The sequence below is a fragment of the Novosphingobium sp. KCTC 2891 genome, from assembly GCF_025938155.1.
In the GTDB taxonomy this organism is placed as follows: Bacteria; Pseudomonadota; Alphaproteobacteria; order Sphingomonadales; family Sphingomonadaceae; genus Novosphingobium.
Genome location: NZ_JAPCZG010000004.1, coordinates 255,370 through 277,270 on the forward strand (window position 1 = coordinate 255,370; position 21,901 = coordinate 277,270).

A 21,901-nucleotide genomic window follows, 5' to 3' on the forward strand; every position below is an offset into this window, starting at 1 on the left:
AATGACCGATCTTTTCAGCAAGTTCGATCCGCTCATCCAGCAGCGCCAGGCGCTGCTGGACACCGGCGTCGAGGACCCGTTCAACCTGGTGATGGAGCGCGTGCTCTCGCCCACCGTGGCGGTGTGCAACGGGCGCGAGACGATCCTGCTCGGCACCTACAACTACATGGGCATGACCTTCGACCCCGACGTGATCGCGGCCGGCAAGCAGGCGCTCGACGATTTCGGCGCGGGCACCACCGGCAGCCGCGTGCTCAACGGCACGTATGCCGGACACCGCCTGTGCGAGGATGCGCTCAAGGAATTCTATGGCATGGATCATGCCATGGTGTTCTCGACAGGATACCAGGCCAACCTGGGCATCATCAGCACCATCGCCGGCAAGGGCGACTACATCGTGCTCGACATCGATAGCCATGCCTCCATCTGGGACGGCTGCAAGATGGGCGATGCCGAAGTGGTGCCCTTCAAGCACAACGACATCGAGGCGATGGAAAAGCGCCTGAAGCGAATTCCCGAAGGCGCAGGCAAGCTGGTCGTGCTGGAAGGCGTCTATTCGATGCTGGGGGACATCGCGCCGCTCAAGGAAATGATCCGCATCGCCAAGGAAAACGGCGCGATGGTGCTGGTCGACGAAGCGCATTCGATGGGCTTCATCGGCCCGAACGGGCGCGGCGTAGCCGAGGAACAGGGCGTGCTGGACCAGGTCGACTTCGTGATCGGCACGTTCTCGAAGTCGGTGGGTACGGTCGGCGGGTTCTGCGTGTCGAACCACCCCAAATTCGAGATCCTGCGGCTGGTCTGCCGCCCCTATGTCTTCACTGCCAGCCTGCCGCCAAGCGTGATGCACACCGCCGCGACCAGCATCCGCAAGCTGATGCACGCGGGCGACAAGCGCGCGCACCTGTGGGAAAATTCGCGCACGCTGCACAAGGGCCTGCGCGACAAGGGCTTCCAGCTGGGCACCAGCGAGCCGCAGAGCGCGATCATCTCGGTCATCATGCCCGATCTGGAACGCGGCGCCGCCATGTGGGAAGCGCTGCTGCACGAAGGGCTTTACGTGAACCTGGCCCGCCCGCCGGCAACGCCTGCAGGCATGACGCTGCTGCGCTGTTCGCTGTGCGCCGAGCATTCGGCCGAGCAGGTGCAGGCGATCATCGGGATGTTCGAGCGCGCCGGCAAGTCGGTCGGGATCATCTGATGCGCATGGTCGGGATCATCCCGGCGGCGGCGCTGGCCCTGACGGCGGCTTCGGCACTGGCCCAAGCGCCGGCGCCGGCGGCGGCCGCCCGGCCGGCCGCAAGCCCAACGGCTCCGCTGACCGCGATGATCGCGCAGCCCTGCGCCCAACCGCGCGGACCGGGCAACGACTGGCCCGCTTTGTGCAAATACCAGCAGGCGGACAAGCAGGTGAGCGGCCCGCCGCGCGCGGTGTTCATGGGCGATTCGATCACCGAATACTGGCTGCCCGCCTCGCCCGGACTGTTTGCCAGCGGCGTGCTGGATCGCGGGATCGCGGGCCAGACCAGCCCGCAGATGCTGGCACGGTTCTACCAGGACGTGATCCGGCTGCGCCCGCGCGTGGTCCACATCATGGCAGGGACCAACGACCTGTTCGGCAACACGGGGCCGACCAGCCCCGAAGAATATGCCAACGCGATCACCGCGATGGTCGATCTGGCACAGGCCAACGGCATCGCCGTGGTGCTGGGCAGCGTGCTGCCGGTTTCCAGCGTTTCGTGGAGGCCCGGCTATCGCCCGGCGGCGCAGGTCATCGCCATCAACGGCTGGTTGCGCGAACTGGCCAAGCAGCGCGGGCTGGTCTTCGCCGATTACCACGCCGCCATGACCGACACCGAGGGCGGGATGAAACCGGGCCTGTCCGGCGACAACGTCCACCCCACCGCCGCCGGCTATGCGGTGATGGAGCCGATCGCGCGCGCCGCGCTGGCCGATGCGGAGAAGCAGGTCGCCGCGCGCAAGGCGCAGGCGATGGGACGGCGCTGACCGCGAGACACGGGGTATTCGCGGCAGGGGCTTACCGCCCCTGCGCCCTTCCCGCCCTCAGATTTCAGCGACCTTCTGCGCTTCCATCGCACGGACATAGCCCTCGCGCGCGCTCAGCCGCGCGAAATAGGCGTTCATGCCGGGGGTAACGAATTCGGCGAGGCCAACATTGAGCGCGAGCTTGATCGCATAGCCCAGCGAAACATCGGCCATGGTGAAGCGGCCGGCAGCGGCATAATCGCCGTCCATCATCGCTTCGGCATTGCGCAGCCGCGAGCCGAACCATTCAGCGTAGTCGCGCGCGATTTCGGGCCGGCGCGCCTCGGGCGGGGCGAAGACGGCGTAGCGTAGGTGAATCGTCTGCGGGAAGGTCAGCGTCGCCTCGCCCATGACGAGGAAATTGAGGTAGTCGGCATAGCCCGGCTCCTCCACCGCCACGGCGAGCGGGCTGGGTCCGTATTTCGTCGCCAGATAGTGTGGGATCGCCGCGCTTTCGGTCATCCGCGCCGTGCCGTCGAACATCACCGGAATGGTTCCCAGCGGATTGATGTCCTTCATCCCTTCGTGCCGCTGGCGCGGCGGGAACGGCAGGACTTTCAGATCGTAGTCCAGCCCCAGTTCCTCAAGCGCCCAGAGGGCGCGGAACGAGCGCGCGTCGCGGCAATGGTACAGTGTTATCATGGTTGTGAACTGTACCCGCTTGCCGCCGCGTGGCAAGCGGGGGATGCGATCAGGGCCGGGGCTGGATCTGGGCCTGAAGCTGGGACTGGCCCTGAAGCTGGGACTGGGCCGAATGCTCGCACTTGGCATGAGCCTGCTTGCTGCCGCCGCCGCCGAGCATCGACGCCGCGACGAAACCGCCCGCGACGAGGACGACGAAGCCGATCGTGACGAGGCCGAGATACTTGTCGATGAAGCGCTTGATCGGCGCTCCGAACAGGCGGAACAGCACGCCGACGATCATGAAGCTGATCGAGCGCGACACCAGGCTGGCGAGCAGGAACGGCACCAGCGGCATCGAGATGAAACCCGCGGTGATCGTCAGCAGCTTGAACGGGATGGGCGTGGCGCCCTTGATCACGATGATTTCCACCCCGTATTCGCGCAAGTAGCACGCCGCCTTGGGGAAGCTTTCGGTGAGGTGGAGCGCGGCGAGCAGCTGGGTGCCCACGCTGTCGTAGAGGAAGTGCCCGATGGCATAGCCGAGCAGGCCGCCCAGCACCGACGCGACGGTGGCGATCAGCGAAAAGCGCACCGCCTTCTTCGGCTCCGCCAGGCACATCAGCCCGAGCAGCGGATGCGGCGGCACCGGGAAGAAGCTGGCTTCGACGAAAGCGACGAGCGCGAGCCACCATTCGGCGTGGGGATGCGAGGCCTTGGCGATGGTCCAATCGTAGAGGCGGCGAAGCATCGTGGCAGGCATCCGGATCTGTTGCGTTGCGGCAGGGCTTACCCAAGCGCGCCGGAAAGTGCCAGCCGCGCGCACTAGTTAACCTATTTGGCACAAAAATCTTGACATCGCCACGCTTGATAGGTACATAACAAGAACATCGTGAAGGTGTGAGTCGCCAGCCGGCCGCTCCTTCGCCCCCCTTAACCAGAGCGAGGATGGTTCATGGCCGAACCCAAACGGCCTTCGCCCGGCAAGCGCCGGACGAAGATCAGTGCTGACCTGGTCAAGACCGAGGACAAGAGCAATCGCCACTGGCGGGGAGCCTTCCTTGCCGAACTGGCCGCGACATCAAACGTGTCCGCGGCATCGACGACCGCGGGCGTGCATCCCAGCCGACCCTACAAGGTGCGCCGGGCGGAACCCGACTTTGCCCGCGCATGGCGCGGCGCATTGCTGGAAGGATACGAACACCTGGAGATGGAAGTGCTCCACCGGCTGCGTTTCGGCGAGCCGAAGGACGACGAACGCAAGTTCGACAACGCCACCGCGCTGCGGCTGCTGGGACAGCACCGCGAGACGGCCGCCCGCGAGCGCGCCATGCGCGAGAACGAGGACGTCGCCCTGGTGCGCGCCTCTATCGACGCGAAACTGGCGCGGCTGCGCGAAAAGCTGCTGGCGCAGCGTGAGGCGCAGCAGGAGGCGGAAGCCGGGGCCGCAGTCCGGACAGAAGTCGGGGCTGACCTCCACGAGGAAGGCGCAGCCGATGCTTGAGGACGATCCGCTGACCTGGATGGCCGAGGCGGGCAAGGCCGAGATCGATGCGCTGATGGGCGAGTTGAACGCGAACGAACTGCGCGAATGGCCTTGGTACTGGGGCCTGCAGGCGCGCGGTTCGCAAGTGCCGCCCCCGGGCGACTGGCGCGTGTGGCTGCTGATGGCGGGGCGCGGCTTCGGCAAGACGCGCACCGGCGCGCAATGGGTAAGCGCAGTGGCGGAGGCCGATCCCGATGCGCGGATTGCGCTGGTGGCGGCCAACCTGGGCGAGGCGCGGTCAATCATGATCGAAGGCGAAAGCGGGCTGCTTTGCGCCACCGCACCGTGGCGCCGACCGGATTTCGAGCCTTCGCTGCGCCGGCTGGTGTGGCCGAACGGGGCGCAGGCGCTGCTCTATTCGGCGGCGGAACCTGAATCGCTGCGCGGGCCGCAGCACAGCCACGCCTGGTGCGACGAGATCGCGAAGTGGGACAATGCCTCTGCCCGCGCCGAAAGCGCCTGGGACAACCTGCTGATGGGGCTGCGGCTGGGCCGCGATCCGCGCGTGCTGGCGACGACGACGCCGCGCGCGGTGCCGCTGGTCGGCCGGCTGCTGGCAGAGGCGCGGAGCGGCGACACCGCCGTCACGCGCGGCACCACGTATGACAATGCCGACAACCTGCCTGCGCGGTTCGTGCAGGCGATGCGGCGTTCGTTCGGCGGTTCGCAACTGGGGCGGCAGGAACTGGACGGCGAATTGATCGCGGACCTGCCGGGCGCGCTGTGGACGCGCGCGCTGATCGAACGTTGCCGCGAAGCGGCGTCGCCGCCGCTGACGCGGATCGTGGTGGGCATCGACCCGCCGGCGAGCGCCGAGGGCGATGCCTGCGGCATCGTGGTCTGCGGGATTGGCGAGGACCGCATCGCGAGGGTGCTGGCCGATGCCTCGATCGAGCGGGCCAGCCCGGAACGCTGGGCGCGGGCCGCCGCCGACGCGGCGCGCGCGTGGTCCGCGGACCGGGTGGTGGCAGAGGCCAACCAGGGCGGCGCGATGGTGGAAGCGGTGCTTCGGGCGGCGAGCGAGCGGCTACCGCTGCGGCTGGTCCACGCCAGCCGCGGTAAAGTGGCCCGGGCCGAGCCGGTGGCGGCGCTCTACGAAGCGGGACGCGTGCGCCATGCCGGGCAGTTCGCCCGGCTGGAAGACGAGCTTTGCGGTTTGATGCCGGGCGGCTCCTACCAAGGGCCGGGCCGGTCCCCCGACCGCGCCGACGCCTGCGTGTGGGCGCTGACCGAACTCATGCTGGGCCGGGCCGGCGAACCCAAGGTGTGGTTCGACTGATCCCTTCGCATTCGAAAGGTATTCCATGTCCTTTTTCCAGAACCTGGCCGCCGCCTTCAAGGGCGCGGCAGTGACCCCGCGCGCGCCTTTGGGACGCAGCTTCGTTTCGCCCTGGGCCGAAGCTTTCGACTGGCGCGGCGGCGATGCGCGCGGCCCGCTGAACTATCCGGTGGCGACGCGCGAGGCCTATCTCAAGAATCCGGTGGCCCAGCGCGCAGTGCGGCTGGTGGCCGAAAGCCTGGGCGGGGCGCCGCTGACCGCATCCGATCCGGCGCTGGCCGCGCTGGTGAACGCGACGAGCGCGGGGCAGGCGCTGATCGAGACGCTGGCGAGCCAGATGCTGCTGCATGGCAATGCCTATGTGCAGGTGCTGCGCGATGCGGATGGCGAACCGGCCGAGCTGTTCGCGCTGCGTCCCGACCGGGTGACGGTGGTGCCCGATGCGGGCGGATGGCCGGCGGGCTTTGCCTACAAGGTGGGCGAGCGGACCATGACGCTGGATGCGCTCGACGATTTCGGCCAGCCGAACGTGATCCACATCCGCGGATTTCACCCCTCCGACGACCATTACGGCGCGGGATGCCTGGAGGCGGCGGACGATGCGGTGGCGGTCCACAACGCCGCATCGCGCTGGAACCTGGCGCTGCTGGACAACGCGGCGCGGCCATCGGGCGCGCTGGTCTATGACCCCGGCGAAGCGGGCGCGACGCTGACGGCCGAGCAGTTCGACCGGATCAAGTCCGAACTGAGCGCCGCCTATTCGGGGCAGGTGAATGCCGGGCGGCCGATGCTGCTGGAAGGCGGGCTGAAGTGGCAGTCGATGGCGCTGACCCCGGCTGACATGGACTTCGCCACGCTGAAGGCCGCGGCGGCGCGCGACATCGCGCTGGCCTTCGGCGTGCCGCCGATGCTGCTGGGCCTGCCGGGCGACAGCACATATGCGAACTACCGCGAGGCGAACCGCGCGCTGTGGCGGCTGACGCTGCTGCCGCTGGCGGGCAAGGTGCTGGCGGCGCTGGCCGAAGGGCTGGCGCCATGGTTTCCGGACGCACGGCTGACCATCGACCTCGACCGCGTGCCGGCTCTGGCCGAGGACCGCGAGCGGCTGTGGTCGCAGGTTTCCGCCGCCGATTTCCTCAGCCCCGAAGAAAAGCGCCGCGTGCTCGGCCTGGCGCCGGAGGCCGCGTGATGAAGCGCGAGGATATGCTGGCGCGGCTGGTGGCGCAGGCCGAGACCGAAGGATCCGAGCTGATCACGCTGCGCGCGATCGTGGAGGAAGCCACCGACCTTGGCGCGGCACGGGTGCTGAAGCGCATGGGGCTGGCCGACGACGGCGCACACGAGGATCTGGCCGAACTGCGCGAACTGCTGCGCGCCTGGCGCGATGCCAAGGCGAGCGCGTGGAAGGCCATCGTCGACTGGACGGTGCGCGGCGTGCTGGCGCTTCTGATCTTCGCCATCGCGGTGCGCTTCGGATCGGGAGACCTGCTGCGATGAGCACGCTCCCCCTGCGCTTCGCGGGATATGCCGCCGTCTTCGGCAAGCGCGACAGCGGCGGCGATACGATCGTGCCCGGTGCCTTCGCCGCGACGCTGGCGGCCCGCCGGGAAACCGGCGCACGCCTGCCGCTCTACTGGCAGCACCGGCCGGACCAGCAGATCGGCTGGATCGAACGCGCCGAGGAGGACGCCCGCGGCCTGCGCGTGGTGGCACAGCTTTCCGCGCCGGATAGCCCGGCAGCCCGTGCGCTGGCGCGCGGCGCCGTGACCGGGCTGTCGTTCGGATACCGGGTGCGGGAGGGGCAGATGCGCCCCGGCGGGCGCGAATTGCGCGCGGTCGACCTGTTCGAGGTCAGCCTCGTCTCCCGCCCGATGCAGCCGCTGGCGCGGGTCCACATGGTCGACCCGGCCAACGACTGATCCCTTCATTTTTCCAAGGCCGCCCGTGGGGTGGCCCCCTAGCAGAAAGGACGTTCAGCCCCATGGACATCGAAAACCACGAGAGCTTCGACGGCTCGCTCGATCTCGAAACCAAGGCCGATGCGCTGGAATCCTCGTTCGATCTTGCCGCACGGCAGGAAGCGCACGATGCGGCGCTCGCCATGCTGCGCGGCGAGGTGGACGAAGTGAAAAGCCGGCTCGACCGGGTCTATCGCACCGGCGCGGCGCGGCCGATGCTGGGCGCGGGGGATGCGGCCCCGGAAGTGAAGGGCTTCATCGACGGCTACATCCGCAGCGGCCGCGAGACCGAGCTGAAGTCGCTTTCGACCGCGGTCGCGGTCGATGGCGGCTATGCCGTGCCGCGCCAGATCGACGAGCTGATCGCCCGCCGCCTGGTGAAGATCAGCCCGGTGCGCAGCGTGGCCAGCGTGGTGCAGACGAGCACCAGCGGCTTCCGCCGCCTGATCTCGACCGGCGGCACCGCCTCCGGCTGGGTCAGCGAAACCGCCGCCCGCCCGGACAGCGCCAGCCCCAAGCTGGCCGAAATCGTGCCGCCGATGGGAGAGCTTTACGCCAATCCCTCTGCCACGCAGGCGATGCTCGATGATGCGGCGTTCGACGTCGAGAACTGGCTGGCGGGCGAAATCGCAACCGAGTTCGCGCGGGCCGAAGGCGCGGCCTTCATCAACGGCACCGGCACGAACCAGCCGAAGGGCTTTCTCCAGGCGGGATCGGCAACGACCGGGGACACGGTGCGTGCCTATGGCACGTTGCAGCACGTGGTTTCGGGCAATGCCACGGGCTTCGATACCGCGCCGGATTCGAAGCTGATCGACATGGTCTTCTCGCTGCGCGCCGGCCTGCGCCAGGGCGCAGTGTGGATGATGAACTCCGCCACGCTGGCGGCGGTGCGCAAGTTCAAGGCGCCCGACGGTTCGTTCCTGTGGCAGCCGGGCATCGTCGATGGCCAGCCGAACCGCCTGCTGGGCTATCCGGTGATGGAAGCCGAGGACATGCCCGACATCGGCGCGGGCGCGTTCCCGGTGGCCTTTGGCAACTTCAAGGCGGGATACCTCATCACCGAGCGCGCCGCGACCACGATCCTGCGCGATCCCTATACCAACAAGCCCTACGTCCAGTTCTACGCCACCCGCCGCATCGGCGGGCAGGTGCTCGACAGCGACGCGATCAAGCTCCTGAAGATCTCCACCTGATCCTTCGGATCCACGGGCGCGCGTGCCCCCTTCGCGCGCCCGGTGCCTGCGTCCGCGGCGGTTTCAACCGCCGCCGCGGACGCCCTTTCTTCCTTCCAAACAACCGGAGATTGCCATGAAGCGGGCAATAGTCGCGCCGCCTTCGCTGGCACCGGCGGCGCTTTCAGAGCTGAAGGCGTGGCTGGGGATCAGCACCAGCCGCGACGACGCGGAACTGACCGCGCTCATCATGACCGCGCTGGACCTGTGCGAAGGCTTCACCGGCACGCTGCCGTTGCAGGCCGGCTGCGAGGAAGTGCTGCCTGCCTCTGCCGAATGGCAGGCGCTGGCAACGCGGCCCGTGCAGGCAATCACCGGGGCGGCGGCGCTGGCCGTGAACGGCTCGCGCACGGCGCTTTCAGCCAGCGACTACGAGTTCGACCTCGATGCCGAGGGCGCGGGGCTGTTCCGGCTGCGACGGCCGATCGACCCTGCGCGGGTGGTAGTGACGTTCACCGCCGGGCTTGCCAGCGGGTGGAGCGCGCTGCCCGATCCGCTGCGGCACGGCATCATGCGGCTGGCGGCGCACCAGCACCGCGGGCGCGATGCCGACAAGGCGGTCGCATCGGGCTTTCCGCCCGCCGCTGTCGCCGCGCTGTGGCGACCATGGCGCCGGATGCGACTGGCATGACCGGGAGCGGAATCATCGGAATCCGGGCGGACCTGGCCGGTCTGGAACGGCGGCTGCGCGAAAAGGCGCAGGCGCTGGGCGCTCGCCGTGCCGACGCCGTCCGCCTCGGCCCATCGCCCCGCAAATGGCGCGCCGCAGCCCTGCTGTGGCCCCTGTTCGGAAAGGACTGACGCATGGAACTGGCCTTTCGCGCCGTGCTGCTGGGCTGGCTGGCGGCCGACCCGGCGCTTTCGGCGAACCTCAACGCGATCGCGGAGGAAGCCCCTTCCCGCACCGCGCTGCCCTGGCTGGCGCTGACCGCCAGCGCGAGCAGCGACTGGAGCACCAAGACAGAGCCGGGACGCGAAGTGCGCGTGGCACTCGAACTGAACTATCGCGGCGACGATCCGCTGGCTGAAAGCGCGCTGATCGCCGCCATCGAGCGGCGGGCCGAGAGCCTGCCGGCAGATCAGACCGCCGCCGGATTCCGCATCGCCAGCCTGATGTTCCTGAAGGCCCGGGCCGAACAGCGCGGCGAAGCGCGGCGCGCGCTGGTGCTGGAATACCGGGCACGGCTGATGGCGGCCTGATCGGCCGCCCGACGAACACGTTTGCCCCGGCAATGGGGCGCAACCTCACTCAAGGAGACGCAAGATGGCAGCCCAGAAGGGAAGCGCTTTCCTGTTGAAGATCAGCGACGGCGCGGCAACGCCCACCTACAACACCGTGGCCGGGCTGCGCACCACGCAGATGTCGATCAACGGCGAGGCGGTGGTCGTCACCAGCAAGGATTCGGGCGGCTGGCGCGAGTTGCTGTCCGGCGCCGGCACCCGCTCGGTGACGGTGAGCGCGGCCGGGATCTTCCTGGGCAGCGCGGCCGAAACGCAGGTGCGCGGCAACGCGCTGGCCGGCACCATCGCCGACTACGAGCTGTCGTTCGAGGGCGGCGAGCGGATGCGCGGCAAGTTCCTGGTGCAGCGCCTGGATTATTCCGGCGATTTCAACGGCGAGCGCAACTACACCATGACGCTGGAAAGCTCCGGCATGGTGGCCCAGGCATGAGCGCGCCCGCGAACCCCCATCGCGGGGAAGCCATGATCGTGCTCGGCGGCGTAGAACACGTGCTGCGCCCCAGCTTCGGCGCGCTGGTCGCCGCCGAGGAGGAGCTTGGCCCGCTGTTCACGCTGGTCGAACGGGCTAGCGAAGGGCGGCTGGCGCTGCGCGAGATGGCCGCGCTGTTCTGGCACTGCCTGCGCGACCGCAAGGACACCGACCGGGATTCCTTTGCCGAGGCGCTGGCCCGCGCCGGGCTGGCCGCCTGCGCGCCGGTGCTGCGCGCGCTGCTGGTGCAGGTGCTCAAGGGCGCGGCGTGACCGAGCAGTTCGGCGCAGGGGCCGCGCGCCTTTCCGGCCAGATCGGCCTGTGGCTGGGCTGGTCACCCGAGCGGTTCTGGCAGGCCACGCCCGAGGAACTGGCGAGCGTGCTGACCGCCGCTGCGCCCGCCGCCGGCGATGGCATCGACCGGCGAACGCTGAATGCCCTGATGGAGCATGAGCAACATGGATAGTCTGGACACTCTGGTCGTCGACGTGCGCGCCAGCACCGACGGCTTCGCCGCCGATATCGGCAGGATGCGCGGCAGTTTCGACGCGATCCTGGTCGATGGTTTCGCCCGCGCGGGGGGCACGCTCGAACGCAGCCTTGCAGGCGCGATCCGCAAGGGCAGCCTTGGCTTCGAGGATCTGGGACGCGTGGCGACGCGCGTGCTGGACGACATCGCCGCGCAGGCGCTGCGCGCAGGGCTGGGGTCCATCGGGCTGGGCGGCGGGGATGGCGGGCTGGCGTCGGTGGCGGGCAGCGGGCTGACATCGCTGATCGGCTCTATCTTCGGATTGCCGGGGCGCGCCACCGGCGGGCCGGTCTCGCCAGGGCGGCCCTATGTGGTGGGCGAGCGCGGACCGGAGATGTTCGTGCCGACTTCCGCCGGCCGGGTCGAGACCGGCGGGGGCGGTGGTCAGGCGCGCGCCGTCAACGTCTCGATCCGGGTCGTTTCCCCGGCTGGCAGCAGCCATCCGGAAAGCCTGCGCCGGTCGAGCCGACAGGTGGCGCAGGCCGTGCGCCGCGCGCTCAACGAATATTGAGGGAGGCCAGACCATGAGCTTCTGGCTCGCCAAACGGCGCACGGTGCAGCAGGCCGACCTGATCCAGCGTTTCGACCCGCGCTTCTGGACGGTGGATTTTCCCCGCCCGGCGATGGCGGCAGTCGTTACCACGGCTCCCGACGCGCTGCGCGTCGATGCGGTGTTCCAGAAGGCCGACGACCTTGTCGGCCTGATCTGGGAAAGCGAGGACCGCTGGGACCATCCGCTGCTGGCCTATGACACGGACCGCGATTACGCGCGGCTGACGCTGTCGTTCCGCTGGCGGTCGTCGGGACTGCTGGCGCTCGACGCGGTGCACGGGCCAACTCTGACCATCGAGGGCCGCGATGCCGCCGGTGCCGCGCGCACGTGGTACGTGCGGCTGTGGAACTATGCCACCGGCACGCCGACCGATGCGAGGGTGACACTGCCGTTCTCCAGCCTTTCGGGCGGCTTCCTGCTGCCCGGTGAGGCCGACCCGGTTCATCCCTCGGACATCGACCGGATGTTCGTCTCGCTGGCATCGCCGGGCTATGCGCCTGGCAGCACCGCCGCGTTCGCCGCCGCCGCGAGCGGCTGGGCGGAGTTGTCGGACATCCGCTGCGAGGGCCATCGGCCGATGCTGCCCATCGGCGACGTGATGGTGCCGCCGCACGGCCTTTCCATCGCGACCGGCTATGACGACGGCTACAACCAGACCCCGGCGCGGGTGCTGCGCGCGGCGATCGGCCTCGGCTATCGCGGCAGCATCAACCACTATGTGGGAATGAGCCACTTCTTCCCGCTGACGCCGGACGGGGCGGGCGGGTTCGTGGTCGATCCCGCACTGCCGGCGATGAACGGCGCGGCGGAGGCATGGCACCGCGCCTTTCTGGCGGACGCGAAGGCGCTGGGTTTCACCGTAATCCTCTCCCAATCGTTCGAGGTGCTGGCGCAGCATTGCCCGGCGTCGTGGCAGCAGCGCGCCGCCAATGGCGATCCGGCGCGCACGGGCTGGTCGCCGCCGTCCGCGCTGCTCTCGCCCGCCCATGCCGGCGCCACCGCATGGCTGCGCAAGGTGGCGGTGAAGCTGGCCGCCATGCAGAAGGCGGCCGGTCTTCCGGTGCGCTACCAGGTCGGTGAGCCGTGGTGGTGGGTGACATCCGACCGGCGGATCTGCCTGTATGACGATGCCGCGAAAGCAGCCCTGGGCGGCAATCCGGTGGTCATCAACGACATGGCCGCCACGCTGAGCGCGGCGCAGACGGCGCTGCTGGATGCGGCCGGAAGCCTGCTGGCAAGTGCAACCGCCGGGATGGTTGCCGCGGTGCGCGCCGAGGCCGGGAGCGCCGGAGCCGAGGCGCTGCTGCTGGCCTTCCTGCCGACCGTGCTGGATCCCGCGCAGCCCGAAGCGCGGCGGGCAAACTTGCCGGCCGGCTGGGCCTCGCCCGCGTTCGACGTGCTCCAGCTGGAAGACTACGACTGGCTGACCGCCGGATATGACGCGCGCCGCGCCGAAGGACGCCGGATCGCCGAAGAGCGATTGGCCTATCCGCGCCACCGCCAGCACTACCTTTCGGGCTTCGTGCTGAACGCCGCCGATGCGCCCGCGCTCTGGCCGCGCATCGACGCCGCCGCGACCGAGGCGCGCCGACTGGGCGTGCGCGAAACCTTCATCTGGGCGCTGCCGCAGGTGGCCCGCGACGGCTTCACCCGCTTGCCCGATCCGACCGAGGACTTGTCCATGCAACCGTTCGACGATGTGCTGTTCCCCATCGCGCTGGGCCGCGACGCCACGGTCACACCGGAGTTTTCGACCGACGTCACCATCACCGCATCGGGCTTCGAGCGGCGCAACAGCCTGTGGTCGGACGCGCGGCTGCGTTTCGACGTGGGACCGGGGGTGCGCTCCGAAGCCGAACTGGGCGAACTGATCGGCTTCTTCCGTGCGCGGCGCGGACAGGCGCGGGGGTTTCGCCTGCGCGATCCATCGGATTTCAGCTCGAACGGGATGACCGGCACGCCCACCCCCGTCGACCAGTTGATCGGCACCGGCGACGGGGCGGCGGCGCGCTTCGAACTGATCAAGGCCTATGGCGCGGGCAGCGATGCCCAACGGCGGCGGATCACCCGGCCGCGCGCGGAAAGCCTGCGCGTGAGCGTGGGTGGGACGGAGAACCACGACTGGTCGCTCGATGCGCTGGGCACGATCGTATTCGCAGCCGCGCCCGCAGCGGGCGCGCTAGTCCGCGCGGGCTTCCTGTTCGACGTGCCGGTGCGCTTCGCCGAAGACCGGCTGGACATTTCCGGCGCAGCCTTTGCCGCTGGAGAGGCGCCGAGCGTGCCGCTGGTCGAATTGCGGGAGGATGCCTGACATGGCCGGAAGCGCGCGCATCTGGTTCAGCCAGCCGCTGGAAACGGCCGCCGTATGGTGGCGGATCGAACGCACCGACGGGGTGACGCTGGGCTTTACCAGCCACGACCGCAATCTCGACATCGACGGCGTGGTCCACCGCACCGCGCCGGGCATGGTGCCGTCGGCCATCCGCCGCACCGCGACATTCGAGCCGGACAGCGCCGAAATCGCCGGCGCGCTCAGCCACGATGCCATCCGTGAGGAGGATCTGTCCGCCGGGCGCTTCGACGGCGCGGCGGTAGCGATGGGGCTGGTCGATTGGGAAAACGGCGAGCGGGTGACGCTCTACCAGGGCACCATCGGCACCGTCGGCATGGAAGGGTCGGGCTTTTCGGCGGATCTTCAGTCGCTCAAGGCCATGCTCGACCGCGAGATCGTGCCCCGCACATCGCCGACCTGCCGCGCCGAATTCTGCGGCGAAGGCTGCACCTTGTCTGCCGGCCGGTTCGCCACCGTCTGCACACTGACGGACATCGCGCCCGAGGGGAATGCCGTGCGCATTGCAGGCGGCCCCGCCGCTGCGAACCTGGCATTCGGGAAGATGCGCTGGATTGACGGCCCCGAAGCCGGCCTCTGGCGGCGGATCGAGGGCGTGGACGGCGACTGGCTGATGCTTGACCGCGCGGTCAGCCTCGCCACGCTTCCGGCTACGCGGCTGGCAGTGCGCGAGGGCTGCGATCACACGCTGCAGACCTGCGCGGCCCGCTTCGCCAACGCCATCAACTTCCAGGGCGAACCGTTCCTTCCGGGCAACGACCTGCTGACACGCTACCCGGCGCCCCTGGCATGAACCCGCGCCTCGCAGAGGCCGCACTTGGCCTCGTCGGCACCCCCTATCGCCTGCACGGGCGCGATGCGAAAACAGGCCTCGACTGCGTGGGCCTGGTTGCGGAAGCCCTGCGCCGGGCAGGGTACCCGGCGACCGCGCCGCAGGGATATACCCTGCGGAACCTGTCCTTCCGGCATTGGCTGCCCTTTGCCGAACGCAACGGTTTTCGTGCCGTCGATGCCGGGGGCGACATTGCGCTGGCGATGGTCAATCCCATCCAGCCGCACCTGCTGATCGCGGTGGAGGGCGGGTTTGTCCACGCCCACGCCGGCCTGCGCCGGGTGGCGCTCATGCCCGGCCCCTTGCCCTGGCACATCCCGCTGCAATGGCGGATCGCCCCCAACTAGGACGCTAGCACCATGGCTACACTTATTCTGACCGCCGTCGGGACGGTCCTTGGCGGCCCTCTCGGCGGTGCGCTGGGCGCGCTGGTGGGACGGCAGGTCGACGCTGCCGTCATCGGCGGACGCAGGGTTTCAGGGCCTCGGCTGAAGGAACTGTCGGTCCAGACATCAAGCTATGGCACCGCGCTTCCGTTGCATTTCGGCCGGATGCGGGCGGCGGGATGCGTGATCTGGTCGACCGAACTGGTCGAACACGAGGAAACCTCGGGCGGCGGCAAGGGACGTCCTTCGATGACGTCTTACAGCTACACCGCTTCGTTCGCGGTGGCCGTCTCCAGCCGGCCGATCGCGGGCATCGGCCGGGTGTGGGCGGACGGAAACCTGCTGCGCGGCGCGGCCGGAGACCTCAAGGTGGGCGGGACGATGCGCGTTCATCGGGGCCACGGCGACCAGCCGGCCGATCCGCTGCTCGCGCAGGCCGAAGGGGCTGGAAACTGCCCTGCCCATCGGGGGTGCGCCTATGTCATGTTCGAGGATCTCGAACTGGCCGAATACGGCAACCGGCTGCCCTCGCTGACGTTCGAAATCATCGCCGACGAAGGTCCGTGCCAGGTGCAGGACATCGCGGCCGAAATCCTGCCCGAGGCAGATGGCACGGACCTGCGGATGGTGTTTGGCGGGTTCACCATCGACCAGGGCACCATTGGCGATACGCTGGCGACGATCGGCGATGCGGTTCCCCTCGCCTGCTCGCTGCATGGAGAGCGGCTGGTGCTGCGATCGGCCGAAGGTCTGCCGGCGGCCCTCGCGATGCTGCCCCTACCCGCCGCCAGCGAGGACCAGCAGGCAGAACAGGCCAAGGCCGGAGGATGGGCGCGGCGGCGGCAGCCGCTGCCCCGCTCGCGGCAGTGCGGCCTGCGCTATTACGACACGGGGCGCGACTATCAGCCGGGGCTGCAACGCGGGATCGGCCGGAGCGAGCAGGGCGATCTCGCCATGATCGAACTGCCAGCCTCGCTTTCGGCATCGGAAGCGCGTGCCATCGCCGATGCGGCTGGCCGCCGTCTATCGCGGCCGAGGGATGCAATGACCTACCGGATCACGGAAATCGACCCCGCGATCGCGCCCGGCTCGGTCGTCCGCGTGCCGGTGGCGGCGGGGCTGTGGCGCGTGGACGGATGGGAATGGCAGAAGGACGGCGTGCTGCTCGATCTGACAGCGGTTCCGGCGACGGAAGTCGGCGGATCGGCCGCAAGCCCGGCCATCGACGCCGGGCGCTACAACCAGATCGCGGATGCCGTGGCCGCGCCAACACTGTTGCAGGCATTTGAATTGCCCTGGGACGGCGTGGGCAGCGGGACGACGCCGGACATCTTTGCTGCCGCATCGGGCGCATCGACGGGCTGGAAAGGAGCGGCCCTGTTTGTCCGCCCGGCCGCCGTTTCCGACGACCTGTTGCCGCTCGGCCCGGCGGCGCAGCGCCGCGCGGTGATCGGCACCACCATCAACCAGCTCGGACCGGCATCTCCCTTGCTGGTGGATCAGGTATCCGTGCTCGAAGTGCAGCTTGTGGCCGACGACCTGACGCTGCCCAACGCCACCGCCACCCAGTTGTTCAACGGCGCGGGCCGCGCATTGGTGGGCGCGGAGGTGATCCAGTTCAGCAGGGCCGCGCCGGCCGGCGCGGGTCGCTGGCTGCTGTCCGGCCTTTTGCGCGGTCGCGGAGGGACGGAGTGGGCCGTGGGCGGCCATGCCCCGGGCGAGCCGTTTGCATTGCTCGACGCCCGCCCGACCCGGCTGCGCGCTGACATCGTGGGCAGCGGCAACGACCCCGTGGTGATAGCCGTGGGCCGGGGCGACATCACGCCCGCGCAGGCCGCCGTTGCGGGCGCGGGAACGACGTTGCGCCCACTGGCCCCGGTGCATGGCGATGCGCGGCGGCTGGCCGACGGATCTGTCACGCTGACCTGGGTCCGCCGCGCCAGGGGCGCATGGACATGGCCCGACGGCGTCGACACACCGCTCAACGAAGAAACCGAGGCCTGGGAGATCGCCGCCGGCGATTTCGCCGCGGCGGCGCTGCGCTGGCGGACTGCCGAACCGCAACTCACCATTCCCGCGTCACAACTGGCGGGCCTGGCAGCGGCGCCGGGCGGCGCATTCTTCCAGGTGCGCCAGATCGGCAGGGGATCGGTGTCCCGCACCTTGTCGATCGCTTTTCCCGCATGACCAGCTTTTCCGATGGAGCCAAGCATGACTGACCCGGTAGCCTTTACCTCGACCACCGCCAGGCACGCCCTGCCCATGCTTTTCGTGGGCCAGAGCCAGAAGGAGACGACCGTCAACGAGGCCCTGCTGCTTGCAGATATCCTGCTGCACCCGGTGGTTCAGGGAACGAGCGCGAGTGCGCCTGCCGCGCCCACCGTCGGCGCGTGCTGGATCGTGGCGACCAGTGCCGTCGGCGCCTTTGCCGGCCGCGAGGATACGATCGCGGCGTGGTCGGAAGGTGGCTGGCGTTTCGTTGCGCCCCATGCCGGGCTTCGCGTCCATGACGCCAGCCGCGGATGCCAGCTGACCTATGCCGGATCGTGGCAGCGGTCAGTTGCCCCGCCGGCGCCCTCCGGCGGAACGGTGGTCGATGCGCAGGCACGCACCGCAATCGGCGCAATTCTGGGACTTCTGCAAAGTTCGGGCATTTTTTCGACCAGCTGACGGAACCAAATCGGCGAGATCGCATTTGGAGGGGCACATGAGGGCGTTTCCACAATGGTTTTGTCGTTAGAACAACACTTCGTTGTTGTTTTTTGGCAACAGTCAGGGTGTGTGTCCGCTTGCATGAATACAATAGAAGCGGTAGACAACGGCCACGACGTGGCGTGATTTCGCTAAAAGGGGAAACGATAATGCGGAAACTGGTCCTAGGCCTGGCCTTGGCTTCGTCAGCGATGGCGACGCCGGCTTTTGCCCGGAATGATTCCTGGTATGTCGAAGCCGACGCCGGCGCGATGATCCTCGAAGATTCCAAGCTTGATGTAGGCAATGTTGCTGACGCAGCGACGCTCAACAGCAAGACCGGCTACGACTTCGGTGGTATTGTTGGCTATGACTTCGGCGGTTTCCGTCTGGAATCGGAAGTCAGCTATCGCAACGCGCTGAACGAGTCGCTGGAAACCCCGACCGGCACGCTGAGCCGTGACGACGGTACGCTCCGCGGCCACGCTCGTGCGCTTAGCTACATGGTCAATGGCCTGCTTGACTTCGGTGCTGACGATGGCCTGCAGGGTTTCGTCGGTGGCGGCGTCGGCGTTGCCAACGTCAAGTACCATGTCATCAAGAGCTTCGGCGGCGTCGACGATTCCGACACCAACTTTGCTTGGCAAGTTCTGGCCGGCGTTCGCGCTCCGATCAGCAAGCACTGGGACGTGGGCCTGAAGTACCGCTTCTTCAACGTGAATAACGTGAAGCTGACCGGCAACGACGCTCTCGCCGGCGTGCCGATCGAAACCCGCTTCCGTTCGCACTCGCTGCTGGGCACCCTGGCCTACAACTTCGGCGGCGCCGAGCCGATGCCGGAGCCGGCTCCCCCGCCGCCCCCCCCGCCCCCGCCGCCCCCGCCGCCGCCCCCGCCGCCGGCTCCGGTTTGCAACAAGGGTCCGTACATTGTGTTCTTCGACTGGGATAAGTCGGACATCACGCCGGAAGCTTCGACCATTCTGGACAACGCCGTCACGGCTTACGGCAACTGCGCAAGCGTGCCGATCATGCTGGCCGGCTACACCGACCGCTCGGGCACGGTGAAGTACAATCAGGGCCTGTCGGAGCGTCGTAACGCTTCGGTGCGCTCGTACCTGACCACGCACGGTATCCCGGATGGTTCGATCACCAGCCAGGCGTTCGGCGAAAGCAACCCGCGCGTTCCGACCGCCGACGGCGTTCGCGAACTCCAGAACCGCCGCGTGGAAATCACGTACGGTCCTGGCTCGGGCATGTAATCCCGACCGATTGCAAGAAACGTGAAAGGGGCCGGAGAAATCCGGCCCCTTTTTCGTTGCGCATCATGCTATTGGCGTCAGGGTATCGACACATGGTGTCGGCAAGGAGGTTCCCATGAACTGGCAGTCAATCAGCGTGTCCGCTTTTGCCCTGGCTCTTGCCGCGTGCGCCACGGTGCCCGCGCCCAGCAAGGAACTCGCCCGTGCCGACATCGCCAACCCGACCGGCAAACGGATCGGCACGGCAACGATTTCGGAGCGTGATGGCACGGTGACGCTGACGATCCAGGCGAAGGGGCTGACACCCGGCGCGCATGGCGCCCACCTTCACATGACCGGCAAGTGCGAAGGCCCCGCTTTCGCCAGCGCGGGTGGGCACCTCAACCCCGCCATGCACCAGCATGGCGTGCAGAACCCGGCCGGTTCACACCTTGGGGATCTGCCCAATCTTGTTGCGGCACGCGACGGCGCAGGTGTCGCCACGATCATGTTCCCCGGCGCGTGGAGCGCGCTAGAGAGCCAAATCTTCGACGCGGACGGCACCGCTATCGTCCTCCACGCAGGCGCGGACGACTACAAGACCGACCCCTCCGGCAACAGTGGGGGCCGCGTCGCGTGCGGTACGTTCACGCGCGGATAGCGTTCGCCTCGCGGCGCAGGCAGTCCTTCCACGCCATGTAAAGGACAGCCAAAGCGATGGGGAACAGGGCCATCATCAGCCCCAGTCCCAATCGCAGGCTGCCAAACGCGGTCGAAAGGCGCCCGGCGGCGTAGGGCCCCAGCGCCAGCCCCAGGACGGTTGCGCCCAGAAAAAAGGCCGCCGTGGCGGTCGCCCGCATGGACGATGGCACGATGTTCACCATCGTTCCCGAGGCGCTGCCCAGTCCCGCGCTCAGCAGGAACCAGGTGGGGAACACCGATAGAAGAAAGACCGTCGGCGAATTCGTGACAAGCATCGCGGCGAACGGGATAGTAGAAAGGATCGTCGAGATGATCACAACCAGCACCCGGCGCGAATGCTGCGTTGCACCGGCAACCCTGTCACCCAGCGCGCCGCCCGCGATCACCCCCAGCGCACCTCCAGCAGCGCCCGAGCCTCCGACAACAAGCGCCACCTTCCCCGCAGAGATGCCGAACGACTGCATCGCATAGAGCGGACCGAAGGCCGAACTGGCATAAGACACCGCGCTGATCAGCCCGTAGCCGACGTTGAGGCCCACCACCGAGGGCGAGGCCCAGATCACGTCGAAAGCGGCGCGATCTTCATGGCGCAGCGAACAAGCCCACGAAAAGATCGCATAGCCGCCGATCCCAAGCGCGATCCACTGTACCACATCGCCAAGCCATATCGTCAGAAGCGCCCCTATCGCGGCGGCCACCGCCATTCCGGCGAGATTCACCAGCAGCGCACGCGATCCCCGGCGCGCCGCAGCGAAGATGGTGAATGGCGGGACGATCGTGCCGAGATCCCGGACAAAGCCCTTCCACGCCTCCGAAGGTGCAACGTCTGCCGGCCTGACGGTCTCGAACCGCCCACGGATGGGTTCGCGCAAGCTGCGCACCCACATCGCCAGCAACAGTCCCGGCATACCCACGGCAATGAACGCCGCCTGCCAGCCGGCGAGACCCAACGGCGCGGTCCCTCCGGCGAACGCTTTGTTCCACGCGTTCGCGATCGAAGTGCCGATGAACAGCGACACGCCGCCGCCAAGGTAGATGCCGGCGGAATAGATCGCGATGGCAGTGGCGCGCCGCCGCGGAGGGAAGTAATCCGAAAGCATCGAATAGGCGCACGGCCCCGCCGTCGCCTCACCCACGCCGACGCCGATCCGTGCGGCGCCCAATTGCACGAAACTGCGAGACAGGCCTGAAAGCGCAGTCATTCCCGACCAGAGCGCCAGCCCGAGCGACAGCAACCTGGTGCGCGCATAGCGATCGGCCAGTTTGCCCAGCGGGATACCGAAGAGGGCGTAGAACACGCCAAACGCGGTGCCGTAGAGGAAGCCGAACTCGCTATCGGTGATCGCGAGATCGCGCTTGATGTCGACCGCGAGGATGGTCAGCAACTGGCGATCGACGAAATTCAGCACGCAAACCAGTACCAGCACGCCTAGGGCGTACCAGCTGTACCTGTCCGCCTTGGCGATCTCTGCCGCCCCGGCGCCTTTGTCCTCACCCATATTTTGTCCCGTCTTCCAGGCCCGCCTCTTCGAACCCGGCACGACGCAGACGGCAGCTGTCGCATTGACCGCAAGCACGGCCATCGGGAAGCGGATCGTAGCACGACCAACTCTCCCCTGCATCAAGTCCCAGTCGCGCCGATTCCCGCGCAATTTCGGACTTTTTCAAATGTTGCAGCGGTGCGTGGACCCGCACGGTGCCGCCTTCGGACCCTACCTTGGTCGCGATTCGCGCAAGCGATTCGAAGCCCTGCACAAACTCCGGGCGGCAGTCGGGATAGCCCGAATAATCGAGCGCGTTGACGCCGATGAACAAGTCGCTCGATCCAGCAGCTTCCGCCCATGCCAGCGCCAGCGAAAGGAATACGAGGTTGCGCGCCGGGACATAGGTCACCGGAATGTCGTCGCCGACGCCGTCCTTGGGGACATCGATGGCATCGGTGAGGGCCGAGCCGCCGAACTGGCGCAGGTCCAGCGGCAGAATTACGTGCCGCTCCACGCCGATCCGCGCCGCGACTTTGCGCGCTGCTTCCAGTTCGATGCGATGGCGCTGGTTGTAGTCAATGGTCAGGGCCAGCACTCTGTAGCCCTGTTCCTTCGCCAGCCCGGCGCAAACCATCGAATCGAGGCCGCCCGACAGCAGCACGACGGCAAGCGGTGCCGCACCATTCTTGAGATCCTGTTCCATCTGCAACCGCTACCCCCGGCACAAGGCAGAGGCAATC

Annotated in this window: 26 protein-coding genes; 22 read left to right on the top strand and 4 right to left on the bottom strand. The window is 68.2% G+C overall.

What is annotated here, in order from left to right:
- The first annotated feature begins 1 nt into the window (after window position 1).
- Window positions 2-1,201 carry a serine palmitoyltransferase gene (gene spt / locus OLX02_RS10225; RefSeq protein ID WP_264422516.1) on the top strand — a complete coding sequence of 400 codons (1,200 nt, stop codon included), beginning with the start codon at window positions 2-4 and terminating at the stop codon, window positions 1,199-1,201.
- Window positions 1,201-2,007, top strand: coding sequence for a GDSL-type esterase/lipase family protein (locus OLX02_RS10230; RefSeq protein WP_264422518.1), 807 nt, complete (start codon window positions 1,201-1,203; stop codon window positions 2,005-2,007). The genes spt and OLX02_RS10230 overlap by 1 nt, the downstream gene beginning before the upstream one ends.
- Before the next feature lie 57 nt (window positions 2,008-2,064).
- Here the strand turns inward: OLX02_RS10230 and OLX02_RS10235 are convergent, their stop codons facing one another.
- Together OLX02_RS10235 and OLX02_RS10240 are read right to left on the bottom strand one after the other, a co-directional pair.
- Window positions 2,065-2,688, bottom strand: coding sequence for a glutathione S-transferase family protein (locus OLX02_RS10235; RefSeq protein WP_264422519.1), 624 nt, complete (start codon window positions 2,686-2,688; stop codon window positions 2,065-2,067).
- 49 nt (window positions 2,689-2,737) lie between these two features.
- Entirely contained in the window at window positions 2,738-3,418 is a 681-nt protein-coding gene (locus OLX02_RS10240; protein ID WP_264422520.1) for a YqaA family protein, read from the bottom strand.
- A gap of 204 nt (window positions 3,419-3,622) precedes the next feature.
- On the opposite strand from OLX02_RS10240, the gene OLX02_RS10245 reads away from it, so the two are divergent.
- The 20 genes from OLX02_RS10245 to OLX02_RS10340 all read left to right on the top strand — a co-directional run bounded on the left by OLX02_RS10245 (window position 3,623) and on the right by OLX02_RS10340 (window position 19,636).
- Window positions 3,623-4,171, top strand: coding sequence for a hypothetical protein (locus OLX02_RS10245; RefSeq protein ID WP_264422521.1), 549 nt, complete (start codon window positions 3,623-3,625; stop codon window positions 4,169-4,171).
- Complete coding sequence (locus OLX02_RS10250) at window positions 4,164-5,492, top strand: DNA-packaging protein (RefSeq protein ID WP_413630152.1); 1,329 nt, start codon at window positions 4,164-4,166, stop codon at window positions 5,490-5,492. The genes OLX02_RS10245 and OLX02_RS10250 overlap by 8 nt, the downstream gene beginning before the upstream one ends.
- A gap of 25 nt (window positions 5,493-5,517) precedes the next feature.
- Entirely contained in the window at window positions 5,518-6,681 is a 1,164-nt protein-coding gene (locus tag OLX02_RS10255; RefSeq protein WP_264422523.1) for a phage portal protein, read from the top strand.
- Window positions 6,681-6,989 (top strand): DUF6127 family protein, encoded by a 309-nt coding sequence (locus OLX02_RS10260; protein ID WP_264422525.1) that lies wholly within the window; start codon window positions 6,681-6,683, stop codon window positions 6,987-6,989. The genes OLX02_RS10255 and OLX02_RS10260 overlap by 1 nt, the downstream gene beginning before the upstream one ends.
- Complete coding sequence (locus tag OLX02_RS10265; protein ID WP_264422527.1) at window positions 6,986-7,411, top strand: HK97 family phage prohead protease; 426 nt, start codon at window positions 6,986-6,988, stop codon at window positions 7,409-7,411. The genes OLX02_RS10260 and OLX02_RS10265 overlap by 4 nt, the downstream gene beginning before the upstream one ends.
- 62 nt (window positions 7,412-7,473) lie before the next feature.
- Window positions 7,474-8,646: a phage major capsid protein gene (locus OLX02_RS10270; protein ID WP_264422529.1), complete on the top strand. Its 1,173-nt coding sequence runs from the start codon at window positions 7,474-7,476 to the stop codon at window positions 8,644-8,646.
- Between the two features lie 115 nt (window positions 8,647-8,761).
- On the top strand, window positions 8,762-9,316 hold the full coding sequence (locus OLX02_RS10275; RefSeq protein ID WP_264422530.1) for a head-tail connector protein: 555 nt from the start codon (window positions 8,762-8,764) through the stop codon (window positions 9,314-9,316).
- On the top strand, window positions 9,313-9,486 hold the full coding sequence (locus OLX02_RS10280; RefSeq protein ID WP_264422532.1) for a hypothetical protein: 174 nt from the start codon (window positions 9,313-9,315) through the stop codon (window positions 9,484-9,486). The genes OLX02_RS10275 and OLX02_RS10280 overlap by 4 nt, the downstream gene beginning before the upstream one ends.
- A 3-nt stretch (window positions 9,487-9,489) precedes the next feature.
- Window positions 9,490-9,885, top strand: a complete 396-nt coding sequence (locus OLX02_RS10285; RefSeq protein ID WP_264422534.1) for a DUF3168 domain-containing protein — start codon at window positions 9,490-9,492, stop codon at window positions 9,883-9,885.
- A 64-nt stretch (window positions 9,886-9,949) separates the two neighbouring features.
- The gene (locus tag OLX02_RS10290; protein ID WP_264422536.1) at window positions 9,950-10,357 is read left to right on the top strand and encodes a phage major tail protein, TP901-1 family; all 408 of its coding nucleotides are present in this window, start codon (window positions 9,950-9,952) and stop codon (window positions 10,355-10,357) included.
- The gene (locus OLX02_RS10295; RefSeq protein WP_264422538.1) at window positions 10,354-10,668 is read left to right on the top strand and encodes a gene transfer agent family protein; all 315 of its coding nucleotides are present in this window, start codon (window positions 10,354-10,356) and stop codon (window positions 10,666-10,668) included. The genes OLX02_RS10290 and OLX02_RS10295 overlap by 4 nt, the downstream gene beginning before the upstream one ends.
- On the top strand, window positions 10,665-10,862 hold the full coding sequence (locus OLX02_RS10300; RefSeq protein ID WP_264422540.1) for a phage tail assembly chaperone: 198 nt from the start codon (window positions 10,665-10,667) through the stop codon (window positions 10,860-10,862). The genes OLX02_RS10295 and OLX02_RS10300 overlap by 4 nt, the downstream gene beginning before the upstream one ends.
- Entirely contained in the window at window positions 10,855-11,436 is a 582-nt protein-coding gene (locus OLX02_RS10305) for a tail tape measure protein (protein WP_264422542.1), read from the top strand. The genes OLX02_RS10300 and OLX02_RS10305 overlap by 8 nt, the downstream gene beginning before the upstream one ends.
- A gap of 13 nt (window positions 11,437-11,449) precedes the next feature.
- Window positions 11,450-13,789, top strand: a complete 2,340-nt coding sequence (locus tag OLX02_RS10310) for a DUF2460 domain-containing protein (protein ID WP_264422544.1) — start codon at window positions 11,450-11,452, stop codon at window positions 13,787-13,789.
- A 1-nt stretch (window position 13,790) separates the two neighbouring features.
- Window positions 13,791-14,621 carry a DUF2163 domain-containing protein gene (locus tag OLX02_RS10315; protein WP_264422546.1) on the top strand — a complete coding sequence of 277 codons (831 nt, stop codon included), beginning with the start codon at window positions 13,791-13,793 and terminating at the stop codon, window positions 14,619-14,621.
- Window positions 14,618-15,007 (top strand): peptidoglycan endopeptidase, encoded by a 390-nt coding sequence (locus tag OLX02_RS10320; protein WP_264422548.1) that lies wholly within the window; start codon window positions 14,618-14,620, stop codon window positions 15,005-15,007. The genes OLX02_RS10315 and OLX02_RS10320 overlap by 4 nt, the downstream gene beginning before the upstream one ends.
- Window positions 15,008-15,019: 12 nt before the next feature.
- Window positions 15,020-17,233 carry a phage tail protein gene (locus tag OLX02_RS10325; RefSeq protein WP_264422550.1) on the top strand — a complete coding sequence of 738 codons (2,214 nt, stop codon included), beginning with the start codon at window positions 15,020-15,022 and terminating at the stop codon, window positions 17,231-17,233.
- A 24-nt stretch (window positions 17,234-17,257) separates the two neighbouring features.
- Window positions 17,258-17,716 carry a DUF2793 domain-containing protein gene (locus OLX02_RS10330; protein WP_264422552.1) on the top strand — a complete coding sequence of 153 codons (459 nt, stop codon included), beginning with the start codon at window positions 17,258-17,260 and terminating at the stop codon, window positions 17,714-17,716.
- A 191-nt stretch (window positions 17,717-17,907) separates the two neighbouring features.
- Window positions 17,908-18,996, top strand: a complete 1,089-nt coding sequence (locus OLX02_RS10335; RefSeq protein ID WP_264422554.1) for an OmpA family protein — start codon at window positions 17,908-17,910, stop codon at window positions 18,994-18,996.
- Window positions 18,997-19,111: 115 nt separating this feature from the next.
- Entirely contained in the window at window positions 19,112-19,636 is a 525-nt protein-coding gene (locus OLX02_RS10340; protein WP_264422556.1) for a superoxide dismutase family protein, read from the top strand.
- Here OLX02_RS10340 and OLX02_RS10345 read toward each other — a convergent pair.
- Both OLX02_RS10345 and queC read right to left on the bottom strand, forming a co-directional pair.
- Complete coding sequence (locus OLX02_RS10345) at window positions 19,623-21,176, bottom strand: MFS transporter (protein ID WP_264422558.1); 1,554 nt, start codon at window positions 21,174-21,176, stop codon at window positions 19,623-19,625. The two genes, OLX02_RS10340 and OLX02_RS10345, sit on opposite strands and share 14 nt — an antisense overlap.
- The gene (gene queC / locus OLX02_RS10350; RefSeq protein ID WP_264422560.1) at window positions 21,169-21,864 is read right to left on the bottom strand and encodes a 7-cyano-7-deazaguanine synthase QueC; all 696 of its coding nucleotides are present in this window, start codon (window positions 21,862-21,864) and stop codon (window positions 21,169-21,171) included. Before queC ends, OLX02_RS10345 begins: the two co-directional genes overlap by 8 nt.
- Between the last annotated feature and the right edge of the window lie 37 nt (window positions 21,865-21,901).

Bases quoted from the DNA above. Each gene is read 5' to 3' on its own strand.
- OLX02_RS10335 (WP_264422554.1), top strand. From the start codon at position 17,908: ATGCGGAAACTGGTCCTAGGCCTGGCCTTGGCTTCGTCAGCGATGGCG.
- OLX02_RS10305 (WP_264422542.1), top strand. From the start codon at position 10,855: ATGGATAGTCTGGACACTCTGGTCGTCGACGTGCGCGCCAGCACCGAC.
- OLX02_RS10315 (WP_264422546.1), top strand. From the start codon at position 13,791: ATGGCCGGAAGCGCGCGCATCTGGTTCAGCCAGCCGCTGGAAACGGCC.
- OLX02_RS10280 (WP_264422532.1), top strand. From the start codon at position 9,313: ATGACCGGGAGCGGAATCATCGGAATCCGGGCGGACCTGGCCGGTCTG.
- OLX02_RS10295 (WP_264422538.1), top strand. From the start codon at position 10,354: ATGAGCGCGCCCGCGAACCCCCATCGCGGGGAAGCCATGATCGTGCTC.
- OLX02_RS10260 (WP_264422525.1), top strand. From the start codon at position 6,681: ATGAAGCGCGAGGATATGCTGGCGCGGCTGGTGGCGCAGGCCGAGACC.
- OLX02_RS10270 (WP_264422529.1), top strand. From the start codon at position 7,474: ATGGACATCGAAAACCACGAGAGCTTCGACGGCTCGCTCGATCTCGAA.
- OLX02_RS10240 (WP_264422520.1), bottom strand. From the start codon at position 3,418: ATGCTTCGCCGCCTCTACGATTGGACCATCGCCAAGGCCTCGCATCCC.
- OLX02_RS10245 (WP_264422521.1), top strand. From the start codon at position 3,623: ATGGCCGAACCCAAACGGCCTTCGCCCGGCAAGCGCCGGACGAAGATC.
- OLX02_RS10230 (WP_264422518.1), top strand. From the start codon at position 1,201: ATGCGCATGGTCGGGATCATCCCGGCGGCGGCGCTGGCCCTGACGGCG.
- OLX02_RS10345 (WP_264422558.1), bottom strand. From the start codon at position 21,176: ATGGGTGAGGACAAAGGCGCCGGGGCGGCAGAGATCGCCAAGGCGGAC.
- queC (WP_264422560.1), bottom strand. From the start codon at position 21,864: ATGGAACAGGATCTCAAGAATGGTGCGGCACCGCTTGCCGTCGTGCTG.
- OLX02_RS10275 (WP_264422530.1), top strand. From the start codon at position 8,762: ATGAAGCGGGCAATAGTCGCGCCGCCTTCGCTGGCACCGGCGGCGCTT.
- OLX02_RS10310 (WP_264422544.1), top strand. From the start codon at position 11,450: ATGAGCTTCTGGCTCGCCAAACGGCGCACGGTGCAGCAGGCCGACCTG.
- spt (WP_264422516.1), top strand. From the start codon at position 2: ATGACCGATCTTTTCAGCAAGTTCGATCCGCTCATCCAGCAGCGCCAG.
- OLX02_RS10265 (WP_264422527.1), top strand. From the start codon at position 6,986: ATGAGCACGCTCCCCCTGCGCTTCGCGGGATATGCCGCCGTCTTCGGC.
- OLX02_RS10285 (WP_264422534.1), top strand. From the start codon at position 9,490: ATGGAACTGGCCTTTCGCGCCGTGCTGCTGGGCTGGCTGGCGGCCGAC.
- OLX02_RS10235 (WP_264422519.1), bottom strand. From the start codon at position 2,688: ATGATAACACTGTACCATTGCCGCGACGCGCGCTCGTTCCGCGCCCTC.
- OLX02_RS10320 (WP_264422548.1), top strand. From the start codon at position 14,618: ATGAACCCGCGCCTCGCAGAGGCCGCACTTGGCCTCGTCGGCACCCCC.
- OLX02_RS10340 (WP_264422556.1), top strand. From the start codon at position 19,112: ATGAACTGGCAGTCAATCAGCGTGTCCGCTTTTGCCCTGGCTCTTGCC.
- OLX02_RS10255 (WP_264422523.1), top strand. From the start codon at position 5,518: ATGTCCTTTTTCCAGAACCTGGCCGCCGCCTTCAAGGGCGCGGCAGTG.
- OLX02_RS10330 (WP_264422552.1), top strand. From the start codon at position 17,258: ATGACTGACCCGGTAGCCTTTACCTCGACCACCGCCAGGCACGCCCTG.
- OLX02_RS10250 (WP_413630152.1), top strand. From the start codon at position 4,164: ATGCTTGAGGACGATCCGCTGACCTGGATGGCCGAGGCGGGCAAGGCC.
- OLX02_RS10325 (WP_264422550.1), top strand. From the start codon at position 15,020: ATGGCTACACTTATTCTGACCGCCGTCGGGACGGTCCTTGGCGGCCCT.
- OLX02_RS10290 (WP_264422536.1), top strand. From the start codon at position 9,950: ATGGCAGCCCAGAAGGGAAGCGCTTTCCTGTTGAAGATCAGCGACGGC.